At 74.4% G+C, this 19,270-nt stretch carries 19 protein-coding genes; 9 read left to right on the top strand and 10 right to left on the bottom strand.

Annotated elements, in window-relative coordinates:
• Positions 1–513: 513 nt before the first annotated feature.
• Positions 514–2,229: an ABC transporter ATP-binding protein gene (locus ACF08F_RS17900; protein WP_392299441.1), complete on the bottom strand. Its 1,716-nt coding sequence runs from the start codon at positions 2,227–2,229 to the stop codon at positions 514–516.
• On the bottom strand, positions 2,226–3,974 hold the full coding sequence (locus ACF08F_RS17895; protein ID WP_392299440.1) for an ABC transporter ATP-binding protein: 1,749 nt from the start codon (positions 3,972–3,974) through the stop codon (positions 2,226–2,228). Before ACF08F_RS17895 ends, ACF08F_RS17900 begins: the two co-directional genes overlap by 4 nt.
• Before the next feature lie 164 nt (positions 3,975–4,138).
• Between ACF08F_RS17895 and ACF08F_RS17890 the strand changes: the two genes are divergently transcribed.
• Both ACF08F_RS17890 and ACF08F_RS17885 read left to right on the top strand, forming a co-directional pair.
• Positions 4,139–4,822 carry a TetR/AcrR family transcriptional regulator gene (locus ACF08F_RS17890; protein WP_392299439.1) on the top strand — a complete coding sequence of 228 codons (684 nt, stop codon included), beginning with the start codon at positions 4,139–4,141 and terminating at the stop codon, positions 4,820–4,822.
• 22 nt (positions 4,823–4,844) lie between these two features.
• The gene (locus ACF08F_RS17885; RefSeq protein ID WP_392299438.1) at positions 4,845–5,099 is read left to right on the top strand and encodes a hypothetical protein; all 255 of its coding nucleotides are present in this window, start codon (positions 4,845–4,847) and stop codon (positions 5,097–5,099) included.
• 67 nt (positions 5,100–5,166) lie between these two features.
• Here ACF08F_RS17885 and ACF08F_RS17880 read toward each other — a convergent pair whose 3' ends face one another.
• The 3 genes from ACF08F_RS17880 to ACF08F_RS17870 are packed head-to-tail and all read right to left on the bottom strand — an operon-like array spanning position 5,167 to position 7,473.
• On the bottom strand, positions 5,167–5,508 hold the full coding sequence (locus ACF08F_RS17880) for a thioredoxin family protein (protein ID WP_392299437.1): 342 nt from the start codon (positions 5,506–5,508) through the stop codon (positions 5,167–5,169).
• Positions 5,477–6,235: a hypothetical protein gene (locus tag ACF08F_RS17875; RefSeq protein WP_392299436.1), complete on the bottom strand. Its 759-nt coding sequence runs from the start codon at positions 6,233–6,235 to the stop codon at positions 5,477–5,479. Before ACF08F_RS17875 ends, ACF08F_RS17880 begins: the two co-directional genes overlap by 32 nt.
• Before the next feature lie 35 nt (positions 6,236–6,270).
• Positions 6,271–7,473, bottom strand: a complete 1,203-nt coding sequence (locus tag ACF08F_RS17870) for an MBL fold metallo-hydrolase (protein WP_392299435.1) — start codon at positions 7,471–7,473, stop codon at positions 6,271–6,273.
• A gap of 121 nt (positions 7,474–7,594) precedes the next feature.
• Between ACF08F_RS17870 and ACF08F_RS17865 the strand changes: the two genes are divergently transcribed.
• Positions 7,595–8,773 (top strand): Glu/Leu/Phe/Val dehydrogenase dimerization domain-containing protein, encoded by a 1,179-nt coding sequence (locus ACF08F_RS17865; RefSeq protein ID WP_392299434.1) that lies wholly within the window; start codon positions 7,595–7,597, stop codon positions 8,771–8,773.
• A gap of 70 nt (positions 8,774–8,843) precedes the next feature.
• Positions 8,844–9,476, top strand: coding sequence for a TetR/AcrR family transcriptional regulator (locus ACF08F_RS17860; protein ID WP_392299433.1), 633 nt, complete (start codon positions 8,844–8,846; stop codon positions 9,474–9,476).
• 124 nt (positions 9,477–9,600) lie between these two features.
• On the opposite strand, the gene ACF08F_RS17855 is transcribed toward ACF08F_RS17860, so the two are convergent.
• The 3 genes from ACF08F_RS17855 to ACF08F_RS17845 all read right to left on the bottom strand — a co-directional run bounded on the left by ACF08F_RS17855 (position 9,601) and on the right by ACF08F_RS17845 (position 11,937).
• Entirely contained in the window at positions 9,601–10,410 is an 810-nt protein-coding gene (locus ACF08F_RS17855) for an SIMPL domain-containing protein (RefSeq protein ID WP_392299432.1), read from the bottom strand.
• Positions 10,411–10,549: 139 nt separating this feature from the next.
• On the bottom strand, positions 10,550–11,584 hold the full coding sequence (locus tag ACF08F_RS17850; protein WP_392299431.1) for a DUF6745 domain-containing protein: 1,035 nt from the start codon (positions 11,582–11,584) through the stop codon (positions 10,550–10,552).
• Positions 11,585–11,610: 26 nt separating this feature from the next.
• Positions 11,611–11,937 carry a hypothetical protein gene (locus tag ACF08F_RS17845; RefSeq protein ID WP_392299430.1) on the bottom strand — a complete coding sequence of 109 codons (327 nt, stop codon included), beginning with the start codon at positions 11,935–11,937 and terminating at the stop codon, positions 11,611–11,613.
• 175 nt (positions 11,938–12,112) lie between these two features.
• Here ACF08F_RS17845 and ACF08F_RS17840 point away from each other — a divergent pair, with 175 nt between their 5' ends.
• The 5 genes from ACF08F_RS17840 to ACF08F_RS17820 are packed head-to-tail and all read left to right on the top strand — an operon-like array spanning position 12,113 to position 17,350.
• Positions 12,113–13,096 (top strand): STM4015 family protein, encoded by a 984-nt coding sequence (locus tag ACF08F_RS17840; protein WP_392299429.1) that lies wholly within the window; start codon positions 12,113–12,115, stop codon positions 13,094–13,096.
• Complete coding sequence (locus tag ACF08F_RS17835; protein WP_392299428.1) at positions 13,093–14,241, top strand: STM4014 family protein; 1,149 nt, start codon at positions 13,093–13,095, stop codon at positions 14,239–14,241. Before ACF08F_RS17840 ends, ACF08F_RS17835 begins: the two co-directional genes overlap by 4 nt.
• Before the next feature lie 50 nt (positions 14,242–14,291).
• The gene (locus ACF08F_RS17830) at positions 14,292–15,113 is read left to right on the top strand and encodes an STM4013/SEN3800 family hydrolase (protein WP_392299537.1); all 822 of its coding nucleotides are present in this window, start codon (positions 14,292–14,294) and stop codon (positions 15,111–15,113) included.
• Positions 15,110–16,459, top strand: a complete 1,350-nt coding sequence (locus ACF08F_RS17825) for an STM4012 family radical SAM protein (protein ID WP_392299427.1) — start codon at positions 15,110–15,112, stop codon at positions 16,457–16,459. The genes ACF08F_RS17830 and ACF08F_RS17825 overlap by 4 nt, the downstream gene beginning before the upstream one ends.
• A 9-nt stretch (positions 16,460–16,468) precedes the next feature.
• Positions 16,469–17,350 carry an STM4011 family radical SAM protein gene (locus tag ACF08F_RS17820; RefSeq protein ID WP_392299426.1) on the top strand — a complete coding sequence of 294 codons (882 nt, stop codon included), beginning with the start codon at positions 16,469–16,471 and terminating at the stop codon, positions 17,348–17,350.
• Here the strand turns inward: ACF08F_RS17820 and ACF08F_RS17815 are convergent.
• Positions 17,337–18,131, bottom strand: a complete 795-nt coding sequence (locus ACF08F_RS17815) for an SGNH/GDSL hydrolase family protein (protein WP_392299425.1) — start codon at positions 18,129–18,131, stop codon at positions 17,337–17,339. The two genes, ACF08F_RS17820 and ACF08F_RS17815, sit on opposite strands and share 14 nt — an antisense overlap.
• 161 nt (positions 18,132–18,292) lie before the next feature.
• Positions 18,293–19,267: a peptidoglycan DD-metalloendopeptidase family protein gene (locus tag ACF08F_RS17810; protein ID WP_392299424.1), complete on the bottom strand. Its 975-nt coding sequence runs from the start codon at positions 19,265–19,267 to the stop codon at positions 18,293–18,295.
• Positions 19,268–19,270 lie beyond the last annotated feature (3 nt).

The following is a 19,270-nucleotide window of genomic DNA, read 5'->3' as shown; positions in this document are numbered from 1 at the left end:
GTGCAGGGGGCGTACGGGGGTGTCGTGCCGTGGTGTCGTGCCGGGAGTACTGCAGAGGGTGCGATGAGCCTACCGATGATCACCAACCACACACTGTAGTCGTCAACCGTTCATGTGCGGTGCGCAGTTGGCAAACTTACCCGTACAGCGCCCCGGTCTGGTATCGCCCTTCGCACGACAGGCCGAGAACCGTCTGGCCGAAACTCGACGACTTGCTTCCGGAAGGCCTGCGAGGGGCGGGAGCGGAAGAGGGCGGAGGCGCTCGCGCACCACCGCCCTCTGCGGAAACGTCTCCCACCGGAATCTGCCGGAGGTGGCGTGAACCCGTCGGTCCGCCCGTCCGTCACCTCGTACGGATACGCTCCCGCGCCCCGCGACCTGCGTCGTCCCCCGGCCCCCCGGACGTCCGTCCGGCCCCCGGATTCGCGTTCGCGCCGGTTCCGGCGCCGCACCGCCGGTGACCGACGGTGAGAGGACCGGGCTCGGCGCGGGCCCCGCGGGCCGTACGCCGGGTCATTCGCCCGCCGTCGGCGTCAGGGAGACGTCCCAGAAGCCGGCGTAGCGGCCGCCCCGGCGGAGCAGTTCGTCGTGGCCGCCTTCCTCCACGATCCGGCCGCCGTCCAGGAAGACGACGCGGTCGGCGCGCCGGACGGTCCGCATCCGGTGCGCGACCATCACGACCGTCCGGCCCGCCATCAGGCGTTCGACGCCCTCGTGGACGGCCGCCTCGTTCACCGGGTCAAGCGCGGAGGTCACCTCGTCCAGCAGCACGACCGGCGCGTCCTTCAGCAGGGCCCGCGCGATCGAGACGCGCTGGCGCTCGCCGCCCGACAGCAGCGCGCCGCCCTCGCCGACGTGCGTCGACCATCCGCCGGGCAGCCGCTCGATCACCTCGTCGAGCCGTGCGGCCGCGGCCGCCGCCCGTACCGCGGCCTCGTCGGCCTCGGGGCGGCCGAGGCGTACGTTCTCCTCGATGGTGCCGTCGAAGAGGTGGACGTCCTGGAAGACGATGGCGAACCGGTCCATCAGCACACGGGAGTCGACGGCACGGACGTCCACCCCGCCCAGGCGCACCGCGCCGCCGTCCACGTCGTGGAAGCGCGCCAGCAGCTGCAGGAGGGTGCTCTTGCCCGAACCCGACGGCCCCACGACGGCCAGCCGCTCTCCCTGCGGAACGGACAACGACAGTCCGTCGATCACCGTGCGGCCACCGCGCCGGAAGACGACGGACTCGAACTCCAGGTCGTGGAGAACCGGTTGGACCGGTTCGGCCGGCTCCGGCAGCGGCTCGGTGCCCAGCACCTCGTCGAGCCGTGTCAGTTCGTGGCGCGCGGCACGGAGTTGACCGGCGAGGTCCGACAGCGACAGCAGCAGATCGGCGCAGCGGGCGGCCAGCACCAGGATCGCCAGGACCTCGGCCGCGCCGATGCTCCCGCCGAGTGCCAGGTAGGCACCCAGGGCCAGCACGGCGGTGAACGCCGCCTGCACGGCGAGCGCGAGGCCCACCACCCCGGGCAGCGCCGACAGCGCGGCGCGGCGGGAGGCGCGCCGGATCTCGCGCAGCGAGTCGTCGAGCAGCCGGAAGCGTTCGGCGGTCCGGCCGCCCGCGCGCAGTACCGGCTGGGCCCGGAGGTACTCGATGACGCGCCCGGTGGCCTCGTGGTCGCGTTCGTGGCGGTCCCGGTCCGCGGCGGCCGAGGCGCGTCCCGCCCGTGTCCGGACCACCGCCACGACCGGCACGGCGGCCAGTGCGGCGAGCCCCATCCGCCAGTCGAAGGCCAGCATGACGGCGACGATCGCCAGCGGCGTGACGCAGGCGGAGACGAACGGCGCCAGCAGATGCGCGATCGCGCTCATCGCCCGCAGGACTCCCCGGCTCGCCAGGACGGACACCTCCCCGAGCCGGCCGCCCTCGTACCAGCCGACGGGCAGCCGGGCCAGATGCTCGCCGAGGCGCTGGTAGGTGCCGCGCAACAGCGCGGCCCCGGTGAGGAATCCGGCCCGGTCGCCGGCGTAGCGCAGGACCCCGTGGACGGCGACGGCGCCGCCGAACGCGTACAGCCAGGGCCGGGCGTCCTCGGGCGCGCTCCCGAACAGCGCCCGCAGCACGGGGACCAGGAGCGCGTAGGACAGGCCCTCGACGAGGGCGGTCGTCGCCATCAGGGCGACGGTGCGGCGCACCGGCCGGCCGTACTCGTGCCCGAGCACGCGCAGCAGCATGCGGATCATCGGGACCGGCCTCCTCGCGGTACGGCTCCGTGGGCTCCGGCGGCCTCGGCGACCGAGTGCCGGTCCTGCCAGAACGTGGCGAACTCGCCTCCCCGCCTCAGCAGTTCGGCCGGACTGCCGCGCTCGACGACCGTCCCGCCGTCCAGCATCACGACGGTGTCGGCCTCGGCGACGGTCTCCAGGCGGTGGGCGATGACCAGGACCGTCCGGGTCCCCTCCGCCGTCGCCAGTGCCCGGCGCACCGCCCGCTCGGTCTGCGGGTCGGCGAAGGCGGTTGCCTCGTCGAGCACGAGGACGGGCGCGTCGGCGAGGAGCGCGCGGGCGAGCGCGATCCGCTGCGCCTCGCCGCCCGACAGCCCGGCGTCCTCGCCGATCACCGACGCGTATCCGCGGGGAAGTCGGAGGATCCGGTCGTGGATGTGCGCGAGCCGGGCGGCGCGTACGACGTCGTCGGGGCCGGCGTGCGGCACGGCGAGCGCGATGTTGTCCGCGACCGAGGCGCGCAGCAGCCGGACGTCCTGGAAGACGAAGGAGATCTTCCGGTGGAGCTCGCGGCTGTCGATCTCGCGCAGGTCGACGCCGCCGAGGGTCACCGAGCCGTGGGTCGGGTCGAAGAACCGGGGCAGCAGCCGAACCAGCGTGGACTTCCCGCCTCCCGACGGCCCGACGAGCGCGGTGACCGTGCCCGGTTCGAGTACGAGATCGATCCCGCGCAGCACCTCGTGCCCTGCTTCGTAGCCGAACCGGACGTCCCGCAGTTCCACCCGGTGCCCCTGGGGTATGGCGGGCTCGGCGGGCTCCGGCAGGGGCGGGACCGCGAGCACGTCCCTGATCCGGCCGACCGCGCGCCGGGCGGCCTGCAGGTCGTCGAAGCCGTGGCCGAGCGCCGCCACGGGCGCGGTGAGGCCGAGTCCGAGCAGCAGGAAGGGCGGCAGGTCGGCCGCGGCCAGGTCGCCGGCGGTGACGAGAGCCGTACCGCCGGTCAGCACGACCAGCAGCACGAACGGCGGCGACAGCACCACCTGCATCGCGGCGGCGATCCCGGCGAGCCCGCGCACCATCCCGAGGAAGCTGCCGACGAAGTCGTCGACGGCGGCGAGGAACGCGCGGTGGGCGCGCTCGCCCCCGCCGAAGGCCTTGACCACCGCGATGCCCAGCACGAACTCGACGACCGAGCTCGCGATCCGGCCCATCCCGGCGTCGAACTCCTCCTGCTCGCGCAGCCGGGTCGGGGTCATCATCAGGGGGACCAGCGCCACCGCGAGGCCCACGGGTATCAGGGTGATCAGGGTCATCCGCCAGTCGACGGCGAACAGGTAGACGAGCGACGCGAGCGGCACCGCGAACGCGGAGACGAGCTCACCGGGGGTGTGGGCGATGAACGGGTGCACGGCGCCGACGTCCTCCCCCACCACCTTCGCCAGCTCACCGGTCCGGCGCCGGGAGAACCAGCCGATCGGCACGCGCCCCAGCCGCGCGGCCAGTCGTCGACGGAGCGTCAGTTGCACCTGGCTGTCGAGGAGATGGCCGACTCCGGACGAAGCGGCGGTGAACACCAGTCGTACGAGCATGCCGACCGCGCCCACGATCACGGCGTCCCGGACGTGCCCGCGGTCGACCGGTCCGGGCGCGAGCAGGGTGCGGCCCAGCTCGACGACGGCGAGCAGCGGCAGCAGGCCCGCGAGGGCGCCGACGACCTGGAGGGCCACGAGCGCGGCGAAGCCCGGGAGGAAGGGCCGCAGCACGGCGGCATCGTCGTCGTTCTCGTCACGCTCGGGTCCAACTCCCCTTCCAGGGCGACCCCTTAACTTTGCGAACATGTTCCGAAAGTAGCACGGTCGGACCCTTCTGACCATGCGGGTCCGAGCACCGTTCGGGGACGGCGGCGACGGGACGGCATGATGGGGCGATGCCCCGCACGCCCGCACCGCACGGCCGCACCGGCCGGCCGCCCCTGACCTCCCGCGCGCAGATCCTGGAGACCGCCCGTCGGCTCATCGACGAGGACGGCTGGGAGAAACTGACGATCCGCCGCCTGGCGGGCGAGGTGGGAGTCGGGGCGACGACCCTGTACCACCACATCCGGAACAAGGACGACCTGCTGCTCCACCTGCTGAACCACCACATCGGGCAGATCGGCCGCCCCCAGTCGCCCGACTCCCCCCGGGACCGGATCGTCACCGCGGCCACCGCGATGCACGACGCCCTCACGGCCTGGCCCTGGGCGGCGGAGGTCCTCTCGGCCGACGGCTTCGTCGGCCTCCTCGACGAATCGGCGATGTGGATGGTCGAGGACATCGTGGCCGGCGCCGGCGACCACGGATGCACCCACGAGCAGAGCGTCGACCTCTTCCGCTCCGTCTGGTACTTCACGGTCGGCGAGGTCCTGGTCCGTGCCCACTCCGCCCGCCGCCGGGCCGAGGGCCACCCCTTCGCCCACCGCGACGACCTGGACCCGTCCCGCGTCCCCCACCTGGCCGCCATCGGCACCCGCTGGGCCGCGCTGGCCGCCCGGGACGTCTACCCCGAGGCCCTCCGCACCTTCGTCGACGCCCTCCTCACCCGGGCCGTCCCCCGCGGGGGCACCGCCTGAGCCCGTCCGGGATACTCGTCCGATGCGCACAGAAGGTTCTCCCCAGCTCGCGCTCCGTTGCGCCGTCTGGATCGGAGCGGTACTCACCGCTCCGCTGCTCCTGATCGCCGGCGGCCCGGCCTACGACGGGCTCCTGCGCCATGTGAACCGTCCGGACGGCCCCGGGCTCCTCGCCAAGGAACGGGGCTGGGTGCACCCGGCCTACTGGGCGGTCACGAACCCTCTCGTGCGCGCCCTGACCTGGCCGACGCGCCGAGGCGGCCTGTTCAGGCGCTAGGCGAGGCGGCCTCTCCCGGCGGTAGCCGAGGCGGCCCTCTCCAGGCGGTAGCCGCAGCCGGAACAGGTCAGAGGTGGGCGTCCAGGAGCTCCCGGAGTGCGGTGGTGGTCATGGGACCCTCGCCCCGCGCCACCTCCTCTCCCGCCGTCAGCAGGACGCAGGACGGGGCCCCGGTGACCCCGTACCGCTTCGTCGCGTCGGGGCAGCGCGTCAGGTCGGCGCGGACGACCGTCAGACGGCCCGCGTACGCGTCGGCGACGCCTCCGACGACGAGGTCCATCGTCCGGCAGGGCTCGATAGCCTTGGGCCAGGTCCCGATGAAGTACGCGAGGACCGGGACGCGGCTCATCCCGAGGATGAAGTCGAACTCCGCGTCCTCACGGGGCTGGTGCACCCGCTTCGTCGCCATGGACGCTCCTGACCTCGTGTTCCGTGCTTCCGTCTCTTGCGGCCCCATCATCCCCCGGCGCCCGGCCGCGCGCGGACCCGCCGCCGGGCCGAGGAACCACGGCCTCACCTCGCGCGGGCCCCAGCGTCGCGACGACCCGGCCGGCCAGGTCCTCCCAGGGGCGCGGCGCGACGACCGGCACGCCGGCCGCCCGCGCCCTGGCGGCGAGCCGACGGCCGTACAGCACGCTGACGCGTGCGCGATGGTGCTGGGGTCCGGCCTCCGGCTCCCGGCGCAGGTAGTTGTCCGTCACCCGCGCCTCGTCGTCCTCGTGGAGGAAGACGGCGCGGACCGCACCCCCGGGCGTCGCCACCTCGGGCAGGACGTAGTCCCCTTCGAGGATCACCGGGGTGTCGGTGCCCACGTGGTTGGCCACCACCGCCTCGACCGCCGGCGCCAGAGCCTCGGCGATCGCGATCTGCCGCTCGGCCACCGACTCGGGCGCCCGACGGGCGGCCTCCGGGTGGGTGCGCCAGTGGTGGACCTCCGGAAGGTGCTCGGGCCGGGTCACCGCGAGGAGTGCCTCGACGATGTCGTCGACCTCCACGACGGGTACGTCGTACCGCCGCGCCAGGGCCCGGGCGACACCGGTCTTCCCCATCCCCGACGCACCCCCGACGACGAGCACCCGCCAGTCGGGCAGGCCCCGCGCCCCGGCCTGACCGTCCGGCGACGGTGACGGCCGCATCCGCTCTCCCCCCTCGCTTCCCGTCCCCCTCGGCGTCAGCGCTCGCCCGCCAGGTCGAGATCGTCGCTGCGCGTCTCCCCGGCCGCGACCCCGGTGACCCGGGGGCGGCGCCACGGGCGGGCGATCGGACGGGACACCGAGTTCCACCACGGATCGCCGGGCAGCTTGCCCGCGGGCTCGAACGGCTCGCCGGGCCGGGGGAACGCCACCGCCTGGCCTGCCTCCTCGGCCGCGTCCTTCGTCCACTCCCCCGGCTCCGCCCACGGGTGCGGGGCGAGGTTGAACGTGCCCCAGTGGATCGGCAGCAGCACACCGGAGGCCGCGCCGCCCTGGAGGTCCAGGTGGGCCCGTACGCCCTCCTCGGGAGTCATGTGGATGTCCGTCCAGAACTCCGAGTAGGCGCCGATCTGGATCATCGTGGCGTCGAAGGGACCGTGCGCGGCGCCGATGTCCTTGAATCCGGAGAAGTATCCGGTGTCCCCGCTGTGGAAGATCCGGTGCTCGGGACCCTGGACGACCCAGGAGGCCCAGAGCGTGTGCTGGCGGTTGCGGATGCCCCGGCCGCAGAAGTGGCGGGCCGGGGTGGCCGTGAGCTTCAGTCCGCCGATCTCGGTGGACTCGGTCCAGTCCAGCTCGCGCAGGCGGGAGGGGGCCACGCCCCAGCGCTCCAGGTGCGCGCCGACGCCCAGCGGCACCGCGAAGACGGTGTCGGTGGTGGCGAGCGCCTTGATCGTCGGCAGGTCGAGGTGGTCGTAGTGGTCGTGCGAGATCACGACGACGTCCACCGGGCCGAGCGCGGCGAGCGGCGCGGGCACCGGGTGGAGCCGCTTGGGGCCGACGAAGGGGAACGGCGAGCAGCGCTCTCCCCAGACGGGGTCGAAGAGGACCCGGTGCCCGTCGATCTCCGCGAGGACGCCGGAGTGCCCCATCCAGGTGAGGCGCAGCCCGGTGGCCGGCGCCTTGGCCAGGTCGGCGACGGTGGTGGGGTGGACGGGGATCGTGCCGGTGGGGGCCCGGCGCGCGCGCCCTTCCTTCTCGAAGTAGATCTTGGCGAGCTCCAGCGTGGAACCCGAGGGCCCGCGGCGGGCCGGTTCGGGGTTCTGGAAGATCCCGTCCGCGAAGTTCGGCGAGCGGCGGATGCGGGCGAGGCGCTCGCCCGAGGGGTCCGCGCCGAAGGACTCGGGGCGCAGTGCGCGCAGCCGGGCCCGTGGGGAACGGTCGGAGCCGGTACCGGTCACTGGACCTCCTGATCTCTGAAGGGGGGTCGTTCCATTATGGGCGGCCCGCGGCCCGTGCGGCCGGGGAGACCGGTCATACTGAACCGTTGTTCAGTAACAGCCCTGTACGAGGAGACCCGCGATGAGCCCCACCCCCCTCCTGTCCGTCGACTGGACCGACCACGTGACGGGCCGCCGCGGGCATCTGGTCGTCGACCGGCTGGTGCGCGGGGTGGCCAGCGGGGGCCTGCGGATGCGCGAGGGGTGCACGGCGGCGGAGGTCGCGGGGCTCGCCCGCGGGATGACCATGAAGGAGGCCCTGCACTACGACCCCGCCGCGCGGTACGTCCCGCTGGGCGGCGCCAAGGGCGGCATCGACTGCGACCCCCGGTCCCCGGAGGCGTACGGGGTCCTCGTGCGCTACCTGCGGGCCATGCGCCCGTACATCGAGCGGTTCTGGACGACCGGGGAGGACCTCGGGCTGACCCAGGAGGTGGTGGACCGGGCGGCGGCCGAGGCCGGGCTCGTCTCCTCCGTGCAGGCCGTGTACCCGCTCCTGGACGACGAGGCGGCGGCGCGGAAGCGGCTCGCCGACGCGTTCGCGATCGAGGTGGACGGCATCGGGCTCGACGCGCTGGTCGGCGGCCTCGGGGTGGCCGAGTCCGTGCTCGTCGCCCTCGACCGGGCCGGTCGGGAGCGTGCCGGGACGCGGGTGTCGGTGCAGGGGCTCGGCACGATGGGCGGGGCGACCGCCCGGTTCCTGGCCCGGGCCGGGCTGCGCGTCGTGGCCGTCGCCGACATCCGGGGCACGATCGTGAACCCCGAGGGCCTGGACGTCGAGGCCCTGCTCGCCGCGCGCGACGCCCACGGCACGGTCGACCGCACGGCGCTGCGGCCCGGCGACCGGGAGGAGCCCCGGGACGCCTGGCTCGCGGTCGACGCGGAGGTCCTGGTCCCGGCGGCCGTCTCGTACGCGATCGACGCAGGGAACGAGGGGCGGATCTCGGCCCGCTGGATCGCGGAGGCGGCGAACATGCCGGTCCTGCCGGAGGCCGAGGAGGCCCTCGCCGCGCGCGGGGTGACCGTGCTGCCGGACGTGGTCGTGAACTCGTGCACCAACGCCTGGTGGTGGTGGACGCTCTTCGGTGACATCGAGGCCGACGCAGGGCAGGCCTTCGAGAGGGTGCGCCGGTCCATGCGGGAGCTGGTGGGCGGCCTGCTGGACCGGGCCGCGGCGGACGGCACGAGCCCCCGCGCCGCGGCGCACGCGCTGGTCACGGAACGTCTGCCGGTGATCGCGGAGCGCTACGGCTGGTACTGATCTTTCCGGCCGGTGCCCGCCGCTCCGATGATGATCTTGCCCTTGTCATGTGCTGTGTAGGCTGCTCCGCGTGGCGAGAGTGCGGTTGAGCGTGGCGGAGCGGCGGGAGGAGCTGCTGCGGGCCGCCGTCGACCAGATCGAGGCCCGGGGCGTCACGGCCGTCCGGATCTCCGACGTGGCTTCGGCGCTCGGCGTGAGCAACGCCCTCGTGCTCTACCACTTCTCCACCAAGGAACAACTGGTCGCGGCGGCGTTCTCGCACGCGGCCGAGGGCGATCTCGCCCGCCTGCGGCAGTTGCTCGGCCGGCGCTCCACCGCGGTGCGCCGGCTGCGCGCCGCCGTCCGCTGGTACGCGCCGACGGGGCAGGCCAAGGGCTGGCGGCTGTGGATCGAGGGGTGGGCCGCCTCGCTGCGCGACCCCGAGCTGCGCGAGGTCGCCGCCTCGCTGGACCGGGAGTGGAAGGCGGCGCTGGCCCGGGTGATCGCGGAGGGGGTCGAGGCCGGCGAGTTCCGCTGTCCGGACCCGACCGCGGCGGCCTGGCGGCTCACCGCGTTCCTCGACGGGCTTGCGGTCCAGACGACGGCGTACACCGGCTCCCTCCCGCGCGCCACGCTGCTGCGGTGGGCGGACGCCGCCCTCGACCGGGAGCTGGGCCTGTCCCCGGACGAGGAGGACGGGGCCGCGGAACCGCCCGGTCCGTAGCCTCGGACCGGCCGGTCCCCCCGGAGTCGGACCAGCCCCGGATCTGCCGTCCCCGGAGTCGGATCGGCCCCGGACCAGCCGGCCCTCGTCGTCGGGTTAGGCCTCTGACCGGACGTTCCTCGGGTCAGATCAGTTCGAAGACCGCCGAGACGGTGACCTGCTCCTCGATCTCTCCCGGAGCCAGCGGGACACCCTGCTCGTCCGCGGGCATCGAGGGGAGGGCGCCGGGTCCGGGACGCAGGGAGTCGCCCTCGCTGAGCGAGACCAGCCGGCCGAGCCGGTGTCCGCTGAGCCGCGCGTGCTGCGAGGCCTTCTCGTACGCGTCCTGGAAAGCGGCCTCGCGCGCCTTCACCCGCAGCGCCGAGGGGTCGGCGACGTCGAAGACGACGCCGTTGATCCGGACCGCGTCCCCCGTGACGTCGTTGACCGCGCCGATGACCTGCCCGGTTCTGTCGAGGTCGCGGACCTTCACCGAGAACGACTGGCCGGCCTGGTACCCGGTCACCTTGCTCTCCCCCGCGGCGTCCTGCGTGTACACCGGGGACAGCGAGAGGCTGTCGGTCCGGATGTCCCGGTCCGCGATTCCCTCCTTGCCCAGCACCTCCAGCAGGGCCGCGGCAGCGGTGTTCTGCGCCGCCATCGCCTCCTTCGCCGTCTTACGGGTCGCCTCGACGCCGACGGACAGGATCGCCAGATCCGGCGCGGCGGCCGCCCGGCCGGTCCCGGTGACGGTGACGGTGGCGGGCGCGGGCTCCACGGCGGCGCCGCGGAGCGCGGTCCGCTCGGGCACGGCCGCCAGGGCGGGGGCGGCCGTGCCGGTGAGGAGCCCGCCGAGCACGGCGGTGGCGGCGAGGAGACGGGCGGCTCGGGCGGTCGTGCGGGCGCGGGCGGTCGTGATGGTGCTGGTACCGGTCCGGGGCTGGCGGGTCGTCACAGGCGGTCCCTTCGGGGGTGGGTGCCGGGGCTCCGGCGGGCACATCCCAGCACCCGGCACCCTCGCCTCCCGCACGCCACTCCTGACCGGCGGCGCCCTTCACCTCTCCGTACCAGCCGGGCCCGGGACCCGGGCCCGCTCAGGTCTGGACGAGGGGCTCGTACTCCTCGGCGGAGAGTCCGAAGGTCCAGGCCACGCCCTCCCGCGCGGTACGGGTCGAGGGCGGCACCCGCAGCCAGTACGTGCGGTGGCTGCCGTCCGGTTCGGGGGTCGAGTTGACCACCTCGACCATCACCACGTCCTCGTCGTCGGCCAGTTCGACGCGCCACAGGACGCCCGTCCCGTCGCGGTGCTCGTGCCGGGCGCCGGACACCGCGAGGTAGCGGTCGTAGCCGTAGTACTCCAACATCACGCGCCGCAGCTCGGCGTTCTCCTCCGCGCGTATCCGCTCGGGGGTGAGGCCGGCGAGACCGGCCAGGAAGTCGGCGGCGACCGACATGCCGCGCCAGGCGTGGAGGGCGAAGCCGTCGGCGTAGGCGAGGGCCGGTCCGTCGCCCCGGTCGAGCCGGCCGGCCTCGTCCCGATGGAGCTCCACGGGACGTTCGCCGACCACCGCGACGTTCTCGAAGGGCCACCACCAGCCCGCGTGCTCGGCGACGGCGGCGAGCCCGGCGAGGCGCTCGCCCCGCCCCTCGAAGGCGGCCAGCCAGGCGGCGTCGTGCTGGCCGAGCACCGCGTCGAGCAGCACGAGCCGCACGGCGGCCGCCTCCCCGGCGTCCCCGGCCTCCGCACCGGTGCTCTCGGCCGTGGCGGCCTCCGTCACCCCGGCCCGGATCCGCTCGGCGAGCGCCCGTGTCAGGTCCCAGAGGCCCGCGCCGGTCGCCTGCCAGTGCGCCGCCCAGCCGGCGGGGCCGAGCTCGTCGTGGAGGCGGCGGCGCTCCTCGGCCCAGGGCCGGGTGCGCACCTCGTCCCGTACCGAACGGCCGGGCTCCGCGAGCCCCCTGACGAGCGCGACGGCCGCGAGCGGCGAGTCGGCCCAGAGGACGCGCGCGGGCTCGGCGAGCCCCGCCGCCCGGTAGGCGAGCCGGACCCCGGCCTCGGCGGCGGCGCGGTCGGCCGGTCCGGTGGCCGCGGCGACGGCCCGCCACTTGTCCTGTGCGGTGGTGTGGTTCATGTCGGTCTCCCCCAGGTCTCTCTCGGTCAGTCCGCGACGATGCGGTAGGCGCCGGGCACGTACTCCCGCTGGCGCACCACCCGGTACCAGCCCTTGGGGAGCGGGATCGGGGCGTGCTCCTCGTGCACCACCCGGCCGCCCTCGGGCAGTTCGAGGAGCAGCGGGCCCGAGGGCCCCGGCTCCCGCACGAGCCGGCCGGGTCCCGGGATCGCGTGGGCGTGTCCGGTGACCTCGCCGAGGGCGAGGACCAGGCGGCCCCTGGCGTCCCTCGGCTCCCCCGCCGCCGCCTTCGCGCGGGCCGGTACGGCCGTCTCCTCGACGGGCGCGATCAGCACGTCTCCCTGCCGGTACATGGCTCTCCCCTCCCGTTCGGCACCGCTCGGCCGAACACGGGAACGACGCTAGGCGCAGGGTCTGACAATCGGCCCCGGGCCGGTGGAGAGGCCCCGGCGAGGGGCGTTGTCGGTGCCCCTTGGTAGAACTCTTGGCATCAGCCGTTCAGCGTCGTCCGTTGTCTGGAGCACTGTCATGACCATCGGGAAATACCAGCACGAGTTCCACGGCCTTCCCGTGTTCGACTTCCCGGGCGTACTCGCGGACCCCGACGACAGCGCGGCCACGGCCGTCGAGCTGCCCGACGCGGAAGCGGTCGCCTGGCGGATCTCCGCCCCGACGTACAGCGACCCCGGGGACGAGCCCTGGGAGCCGCTCTTCGAGCGGTTCCTGAAGACGGTCGACGCGGAGCGGGTGCGCGCGCTGGTGGTCGGGGGCTGGGACGAGCCGTACGAGACCTCGTCCTCGTTCGTCGTCGAGGCGCTGGTCGCCGCCCGCGACCGGCTCACGGGCCTCCGGGCGGTGTTCCTCGGGGACATGACGGGCGAGGACTGCGAGATCTCCTGGATCGTGCAGTCCGACGTGACGCCGCTGCTCGCCGCCTACCCGGCCCTGCGGGAGTTCGGGGTGCGCGGGGGCACCGGGCTGCTCTTCCCGCCGGTCCGGCACGAGGGTCTGGAGACCCTCGTGGTCGAGACGGGCGGCCTGCCCGCCGCGGTCGTGCGCGGGATCGTCGGCAGCGAGCTGCCGGCTCTGGAGAGCCTCGAACTCTGGCTCGGCACCGACGAGTACGGCGGCGACGCCACCGTGGAGGACCTGGCGCCCCTGCTCGCCGGTTCGGGCTTCCCCGCCCTGCGCCACCTGGGCCTGTGCAACAGCGTCATCCAGGACGAGATCGCCGCGGCCGTGGCCGGCGCCCCGGTCGTCGCCCGGATCGAGCGGCTGGACCTCTCGATGGGCGTGCTGACGGACGAGGGCGCGGCCGCCCTGCTCGACGGGCAGCCGCTGACGCATCTCGCCCACCTCGACCTCTCCCACCACTACCTGTCGGAGGCGATGGGCGAGCGGGTGCGCGGAGCGCTCGTCCCGCACGGTGTGACGGTCGACCTGGACGACGCCCAGGAGCCGGACGACGACGGCGACGGCGAGGTCTACCGGTACGTCGCGGTAGCCGAATGACCGACCGCCCGCGCCTCGTCGTCGTCGGTGATCCGGCGGGCCGCCGCGTCGCGTTCTTCCAGGACGCGCTGCGGGGCGCCGGGCTGCCCGGGGCGCGGGTGGTGTCCTGGCCGGACGTGCTGTGCGGCCGGGCGCGGTTCGCCGCCGGCGAGACCGTGCGGCTCGACTCTCCCGGCGAGGACCCGGAGGCCGACCGGCTGCTGCGCGGGGTCGACGACCCGGCCCGGGTCGAGGGCTCCGGCCGCTGGTACGCCCACTTCACCGCCGCCGTCGCGGAACTGGCGGAGACGGTCGGGGACGCGGGGGCCGTGCTCGTCGACGACCCCCGTGAGTTGGCCCTCCTGTTCGACAAGCGGCTGAGCCACGGCCGGCTGCGGGGGGCCGGTGTGCCGGTGCCCGAGTCGCCGACCTCCGGGCCCGCCGCCCCGGCCGTGGGCGGCTGGGAGGACCTGCGGTCGCTCCTCGGCACGGCCGGGCTCCGGCGGGTGTTCGTGAAGCTCGCGCACGGCTCCTCCGCCTCGGGGGTCCTCGCGGTGGAGTCGAACGGCGCGGGCCGGATCCAGGCGACGACCTCGGTGGAGCGCGGTCCGGACGGGCGCCTCTTCAACTCCCTGCGGGTGCGGCGCTACACGGGCGAGCGGGAGATCGCCGCGATCGTCGACGCCCTCGCGCCCGACGGGCTGCACGTCGAGCGGTGGCTGCCGAAGGCCACGCAGGACGGCCGGGCGGCAGACCTGCGGGTGGTGGTGATCGACGGCCGGGCCACCCATGCCGTCGTCCGTACCAGCCGCTCCCCGATGACCAATCTGCACCTCGGGGGTGCCCGGGGCGATCTCGCCGCCGCCCGGGCCGCGATCGGCTCGGCCGGCGCACGGTGGGAGGACGCGCTCGGCGTGTGCGAGGGGGCCGCCGCCGCCTTCCCCGGCACCCGGTGTGTGGGCGTCGATCTGCTGCCGGCCACCGGCTGGCGCCGCTTCGCGGTGGGCGAGGTCAACGCCTTCGGTGATCTGCTGCCCGGGCTCACGGGCCTGCCGGGCGGCACCGCCGAGGGCCTCGACACGTACGCGGCGCAGGTCGCCGCGCAGTTCCCCGGAGCGGGCCGCGCGACGGCGGCCCCCCACGGCTCTCGACCGAGCACCCCATGAACACCACGAACGAGCACCACAGGAACGAGCACCACGTGAACCAGCCCGACATGAACGCGATCGTCGGCAGCCACGACCTGCTCCTGGTCACCCTCGACACGCTGCGCCACGACGTGGCGGCCGAGCTGGCGGCCGAGGGGCGCATCCCGAACCTGGCCCGGCACCTGCCCGGCGGGGTCTGGGAGCGGCGGCACGCGCCCGGCAGCTTCACGTACGCCTCCCACCAGGCGATCTTCGCCGGCTTCCTGCCGACCCCGGACAGCCCGGGACCGCACCCGCGGCTCTTCGCGGCCCGCTTCGCGGGCAGCGAGTCGACCGCCGGCGGGACCTTCGTCCACGACACCCCGGACTTCGTCTCGGCACTCGCCGGCGAGGGCTACCGGACGGTCTGCGTCGGCGGCGTCGGCTTCTTCAACAAGCAGCCGCCCCTCGGCTCCGTCCTCCCCGGCCTCTTCCAGGAGAGCCACTGGGAGCCGTCCTTCGGCGTCGCCTCCCCGACCTCCTTCGAGTCCCAGGTGACCCGCGCCGAGGAGGTCGTCGCCGCGCTCCCTCACGAGCGGCGGCTCTTCCTCTTCGTCAACGTCTCCGCGCTGCACCAGCCCAACTGGTTCCATCTGCCCGGCGCGACCCGCGAGGCCGGGGACTCCCGGGCCACGCACGCGGCGGCCCTCGAATACGTCGACCGGCACATCGGACGGCTCTTCGCCGCCATGAGCAGCCGGCGGCCCTGTTTCGCGATCGTCTGCTCGGACCACGGCACCGCCTACGGCGAGGACGGCCACACCGGTCACCGGCTCGGCCACGAGGTCGTGTGGACCGTGCCGTACGCGCAGTTCGAGCTGGCGGGCCCGGAGCAGGAGGCCGCGGCATGAGCGACCTCACGACCCCGCGTCCGTACCGGAGTTACGTGTACGCCTACCCGCACAAGACGGCGTACCGCCCCCTCCCGGCCCCGGCTCCCACCCTCGCCGAGCTCTGGCGGGACCAGCCGAAGGACGCCCTCTCCCTCTACGCGCACATACCGTTCTGCGAGGTCCGCTGCGGCTTCTGCAACCTCTTCACCCGCATCGGCGCCCCCGACGAGCTGACCACCCGCTACCTCGACGCCCTCGACCGGCAGGCCGCCGCGGTCCGCGAGGCGCTCGGCGACGCGGACCCGGTGCGGTTCGCCACGGCCGCCTTCGGCGGTGGCACGCCCACCTTCCTCACCGCCGCCGAGCTGGAGCGGCTCTGCGACATCGCCGAGAAGCGGACGGGCGTCGATCTGCGGGCGGTGCCGCTCTCCGTCGAGACCTCGCCCTCGACCGCGACCGCCGACCGGCTCGCGCTCCTCGCCGAGCGGGGCGCGACGCGCCTCAGCATCGGGGTGCAGAGCTTCGTGGAGGCGGAGGCGCGGGCCGCCGTGCGGCCGCAGCGCCGCGCGGACGTCGAGGCGGCCCTCGGCCGGATCCGGGACACCGGGGTCCCCGTCCTCAACATCGACCTCATCTACGGGATCGACGGCCAGACCGATCTGTCCTGGCGTTCCTCGCTCGACGCGGCGCTCGCCTGGCGCCCCGAGGAGCTGTACCTCTACCCGCTGTACGTCCGGCCGCTCACCGGCCTCGGCCGGATCTCCCCGGCCGACCGGCGGCGGGCGGACCTGGAGTGGGACGGGCAGCGGCTGCGGCTCTACCGGTACGGCCGGGACCACCTCCTCGCCCACGGCTACGAGCAGGTGTCGATGCGGATGTTCCGGCGGACGGACGCCGCTCCCCTCGGCCCCGACGACTACGCGTGCCAGACGGACGGCATGATCGGGCTGGGCTGCGGGGCACGCTCGTACACCTCGGCGCTGCACTACTCCTTCGACTACGCGGTCGACATGCGCGAGATCCGCTCGATCATCGACGCCTACACGGAGCGCGAGGACTTCTCGCGGGCCGAGGTGGGCCGGTGGGTCGACGCGGAGGAGGCCCGCCGCCGCCATCTGCTGCAGTCGCTGCTCCAGGCCGAGGGCATGCCGGTCGCCGGGTACGAGGAGCGGTTCGGCTCCTCCCCGTTCACGGACTTCCCCGCGGAGCTGGCCCTCTTCGAGGCCCTCGGCTGGCTCGACGCGGACGCCCCGGCGGGGCTGCTGCGGCTCTCGCCGGAGGGGCTCGCCCACTCGGACGGGCTCGGTCCCGAGCTGTTCTCGCCGGACGTGCGGGCCGCCATGGCCGCGTACGAGCCGAAGTAGGCGGCGGCCGTGGATCTGACGCTGCTCTACCGCGGCCCGCTCTCCTCCTGCGACTTCGACTGCCCGTACTGCCCCTTCGCGAAGCGCCGGGACAGCCGTGAGCAGCTGCGCGCGGACCGGGCCGCGCTCGACCGGTTCACCGGCTGGGCCGCCGCGCAGACCGGCGACCGGCTGCGGATCCTCTTCACCCCGTGGGGCGAGGGCCTGGTGCGCTCCTGGTACCGGCGCGCGCTGGTCGACCTGTCGCGGCTGCCGCACGTCGAGCGGGTGGCGATCCAGACCAATCTGAGCTGCCGGACCGACTGGCTGGCGGAGGCGGACCCGGAGACCGTCGCCCTCTGGTGCACGTACCACCCGGGCCAGACGCCGTACGAGCGGTTCCTCGGCAAGTGCCGCGAGCTGGCGGACCGGGGCGTCCGGTTCAGCGTGGGCGTGGTCGGCCTGCCGGAGCACCGGGAGGACGCCCGTCGGCTGCGCGCCGCCCTGCCTCCGCACGTCTACCTCTGGGTGAACGCGGCCGAGGGGCACACGTACACGGACGCGGAGGCCGAGGAGTGGACGGGGATCGATCCGCTCTTCCCGTACAGCAGACGGCCGCACCGCTCGGCGGGGCTGCCGTGCCGCACCGGCGAGTCGGTGGTCTCGGTGGACGGCGAGGGGACGGTGCGGCGCTGCCACTTCGTCAAGGCCGAGCTGGGAAACCTGTACGACGGTTCGTACCGGGCCGCGCTGCGCCCCCGGGCCTGCCCCCTCGCCGTCTGCGACTGCCACATCGGCTACGTCCATCTGGAGACGCTGCCGCTGTACGACGTGTTCGCCGGCGGGGTCCTGGAGCGGATCCCGGCCGGCGGGCCGCCGTCCCCCGGAGGGGATCTCCTCAGAGGGGCATGAGGTCGGGGCGCTTCGCCTCGACGTGGTCGCCCGAGCTCTCGCCGCGCAGCCTGCGTCCGATCCAGGGCACGAGGTACTCCTTGGCCCAGTGGATGTCGTCGCGGCGCACCTCAAGCGGGCCGCGCGGGGGCTGCGGCGGCCAGGGCTGGTCCGGGTCCGCGGGCACCGGCAGGCCGATGACCTGGGCGGCGCGCAGCGCGACCCGGGTGTGGCCGTCGGGCGAGAGGTGCAGCCGGTCGTCGTCCCAGGCCCGGCGGTCCTGCACGGACCGGAGGGACCACAGGTCGAGGACCGGGCAGTCGTAGCGGTCCGCGATGGCCCGGACGTGCGCGGTGTAGGTGGCGATCTTCCCGCGCAGGTGCTTGAGCACGGGGATGTCGCGGGTGTCGAAGCCGGTGGTCACCATGACGGTGCCGACCGCGGAGGTGAGGTCCGCGACGGCGCGCTCGAAGCGCTCGGCCACGTCGTCGGGGTCGGTGCCGGGCCGGATGATGTCGTTGCCGCCGGCACAGAAGGTCACCAGGTCGGGGGCGAGTTCCTTCGCCCGGGGGACCTGTTCCGCCACGATCTGGTCGAGCAGGCGTCCGCGTACGGCCAGGTTGGCGTAGCGGAAGTCGTCGTGCTCCGGCAGCTGGTCGGCGAGCAGGACCGCGAAGCGGTCCGCCCAGCCGACGTACGTCCCGTCGGGGCCGGGGTCTCCGACGCCCTCGGTGAAGCTGTCACCGATCGCCGCGTACGACCCGAATGCGTTCTTGTCTCTTGATCTCGAATCGTCTGCCACGGGAGCACATCCTTCCCTTTCGGATGTGACCTACGCGACCGTAAGGAGGGGTTGACGGTGGGTGACATATGCCACCGATAAAGAAATTGCCAAGCCGGAATAGGCCGGGCACACCGGTGGCCCGGCACAGGGGTGCCGGGCCACGCGGGTGAGCAGGTACGTCAGATGGAGACGCCGTGCTGGCGCAGGTACGCCAGCGGGTCCAGGTCGGAGCCGTAGCTCGGCGAGCTGCGGATCTCGAAGTGCAGGTGCGGGCCGGTGGAGTTGCCGGTGGAGCCGGACAGGCCGATCTGCTGGCCGCCGGTCACGGACTGGCCGGACGAGACGGAGAGGGAGGAGAGGTGGGCGTACTGCGAGTAGGTGCCGTCGGCGTGCTGGATGACGACCTCGTTGCCGTAGGCGCCGCTCCAGCCGGCCGAGACGACGTTGCCGGCGCCGACGGCGCGGACGGTCGTGCCGGAGGAGGCGATGAAGTCGACACCGGTGTGGTAGCCGGAGGACCACATGGAGCCGGAGGCGCGGTACGGGGTGGAGATGCCGCCGCTGACGGGGGCGACCCAGCCGGTCGAGGAGCCGGCGTCCGACTGCACGGCGGCGGCCGGGGCGGCGGCGCGCTGGCTGCTGCGGGAGGCGCGGGTCTCGTCGCCGGAGCCCTGCGTCGACCCGCTCTTCGGGGCGGCCTTCGCGGCGGCCTTGGGCGCGGCCTTCGGGGCGGCCTTGGGCGCGGCGCTCTTCGGGGCGGCGGTGTTCTTCGCGCCGAGGGTGAGCTTCATGCCGGGAAGGATCAGCGAGGGGTTCTCGCCGACGACCTGGCGGTTGTCCGCGTAGAGCTTCTGCCAGCCGCCGGCGAGGTGGTGCTCGGCGGCGATCTTCGACAGGTAGTCGCCGCTGACGACGGAGTACGTCTTCGGCGCGGCCTTCGCGGCGGCGGGCGCGGCCTGGAGGGCGGCGGGCGCCTTCGCCTGGGCGACGACGGCCTGGGCGGGGACGGCGGCCGGGGCGGCCTGCTCGGCGGCGTGGGCTCCGGTGGCGCCGAGGAGCGGCAGCGCGACGACGGCGCCTCCGGTACCGGCGGCGACGAGTCCACGCGTGAGCGGGTTGATCCTGGGACGGCGGTGCTTACCCTTCGCGGGCATGGC

Source organism: Streptomyces sp. NPDC015130 (assembly GCF_043080005.1).
Lineage (GTDB): Bacteria > Actinomycetota > Actinomycetes > Streptomycetales > Streptomycetaceae > Streptomyces.
This window is presented reverse-complemented; position numbering and strand designations above follow the sequence as displayed.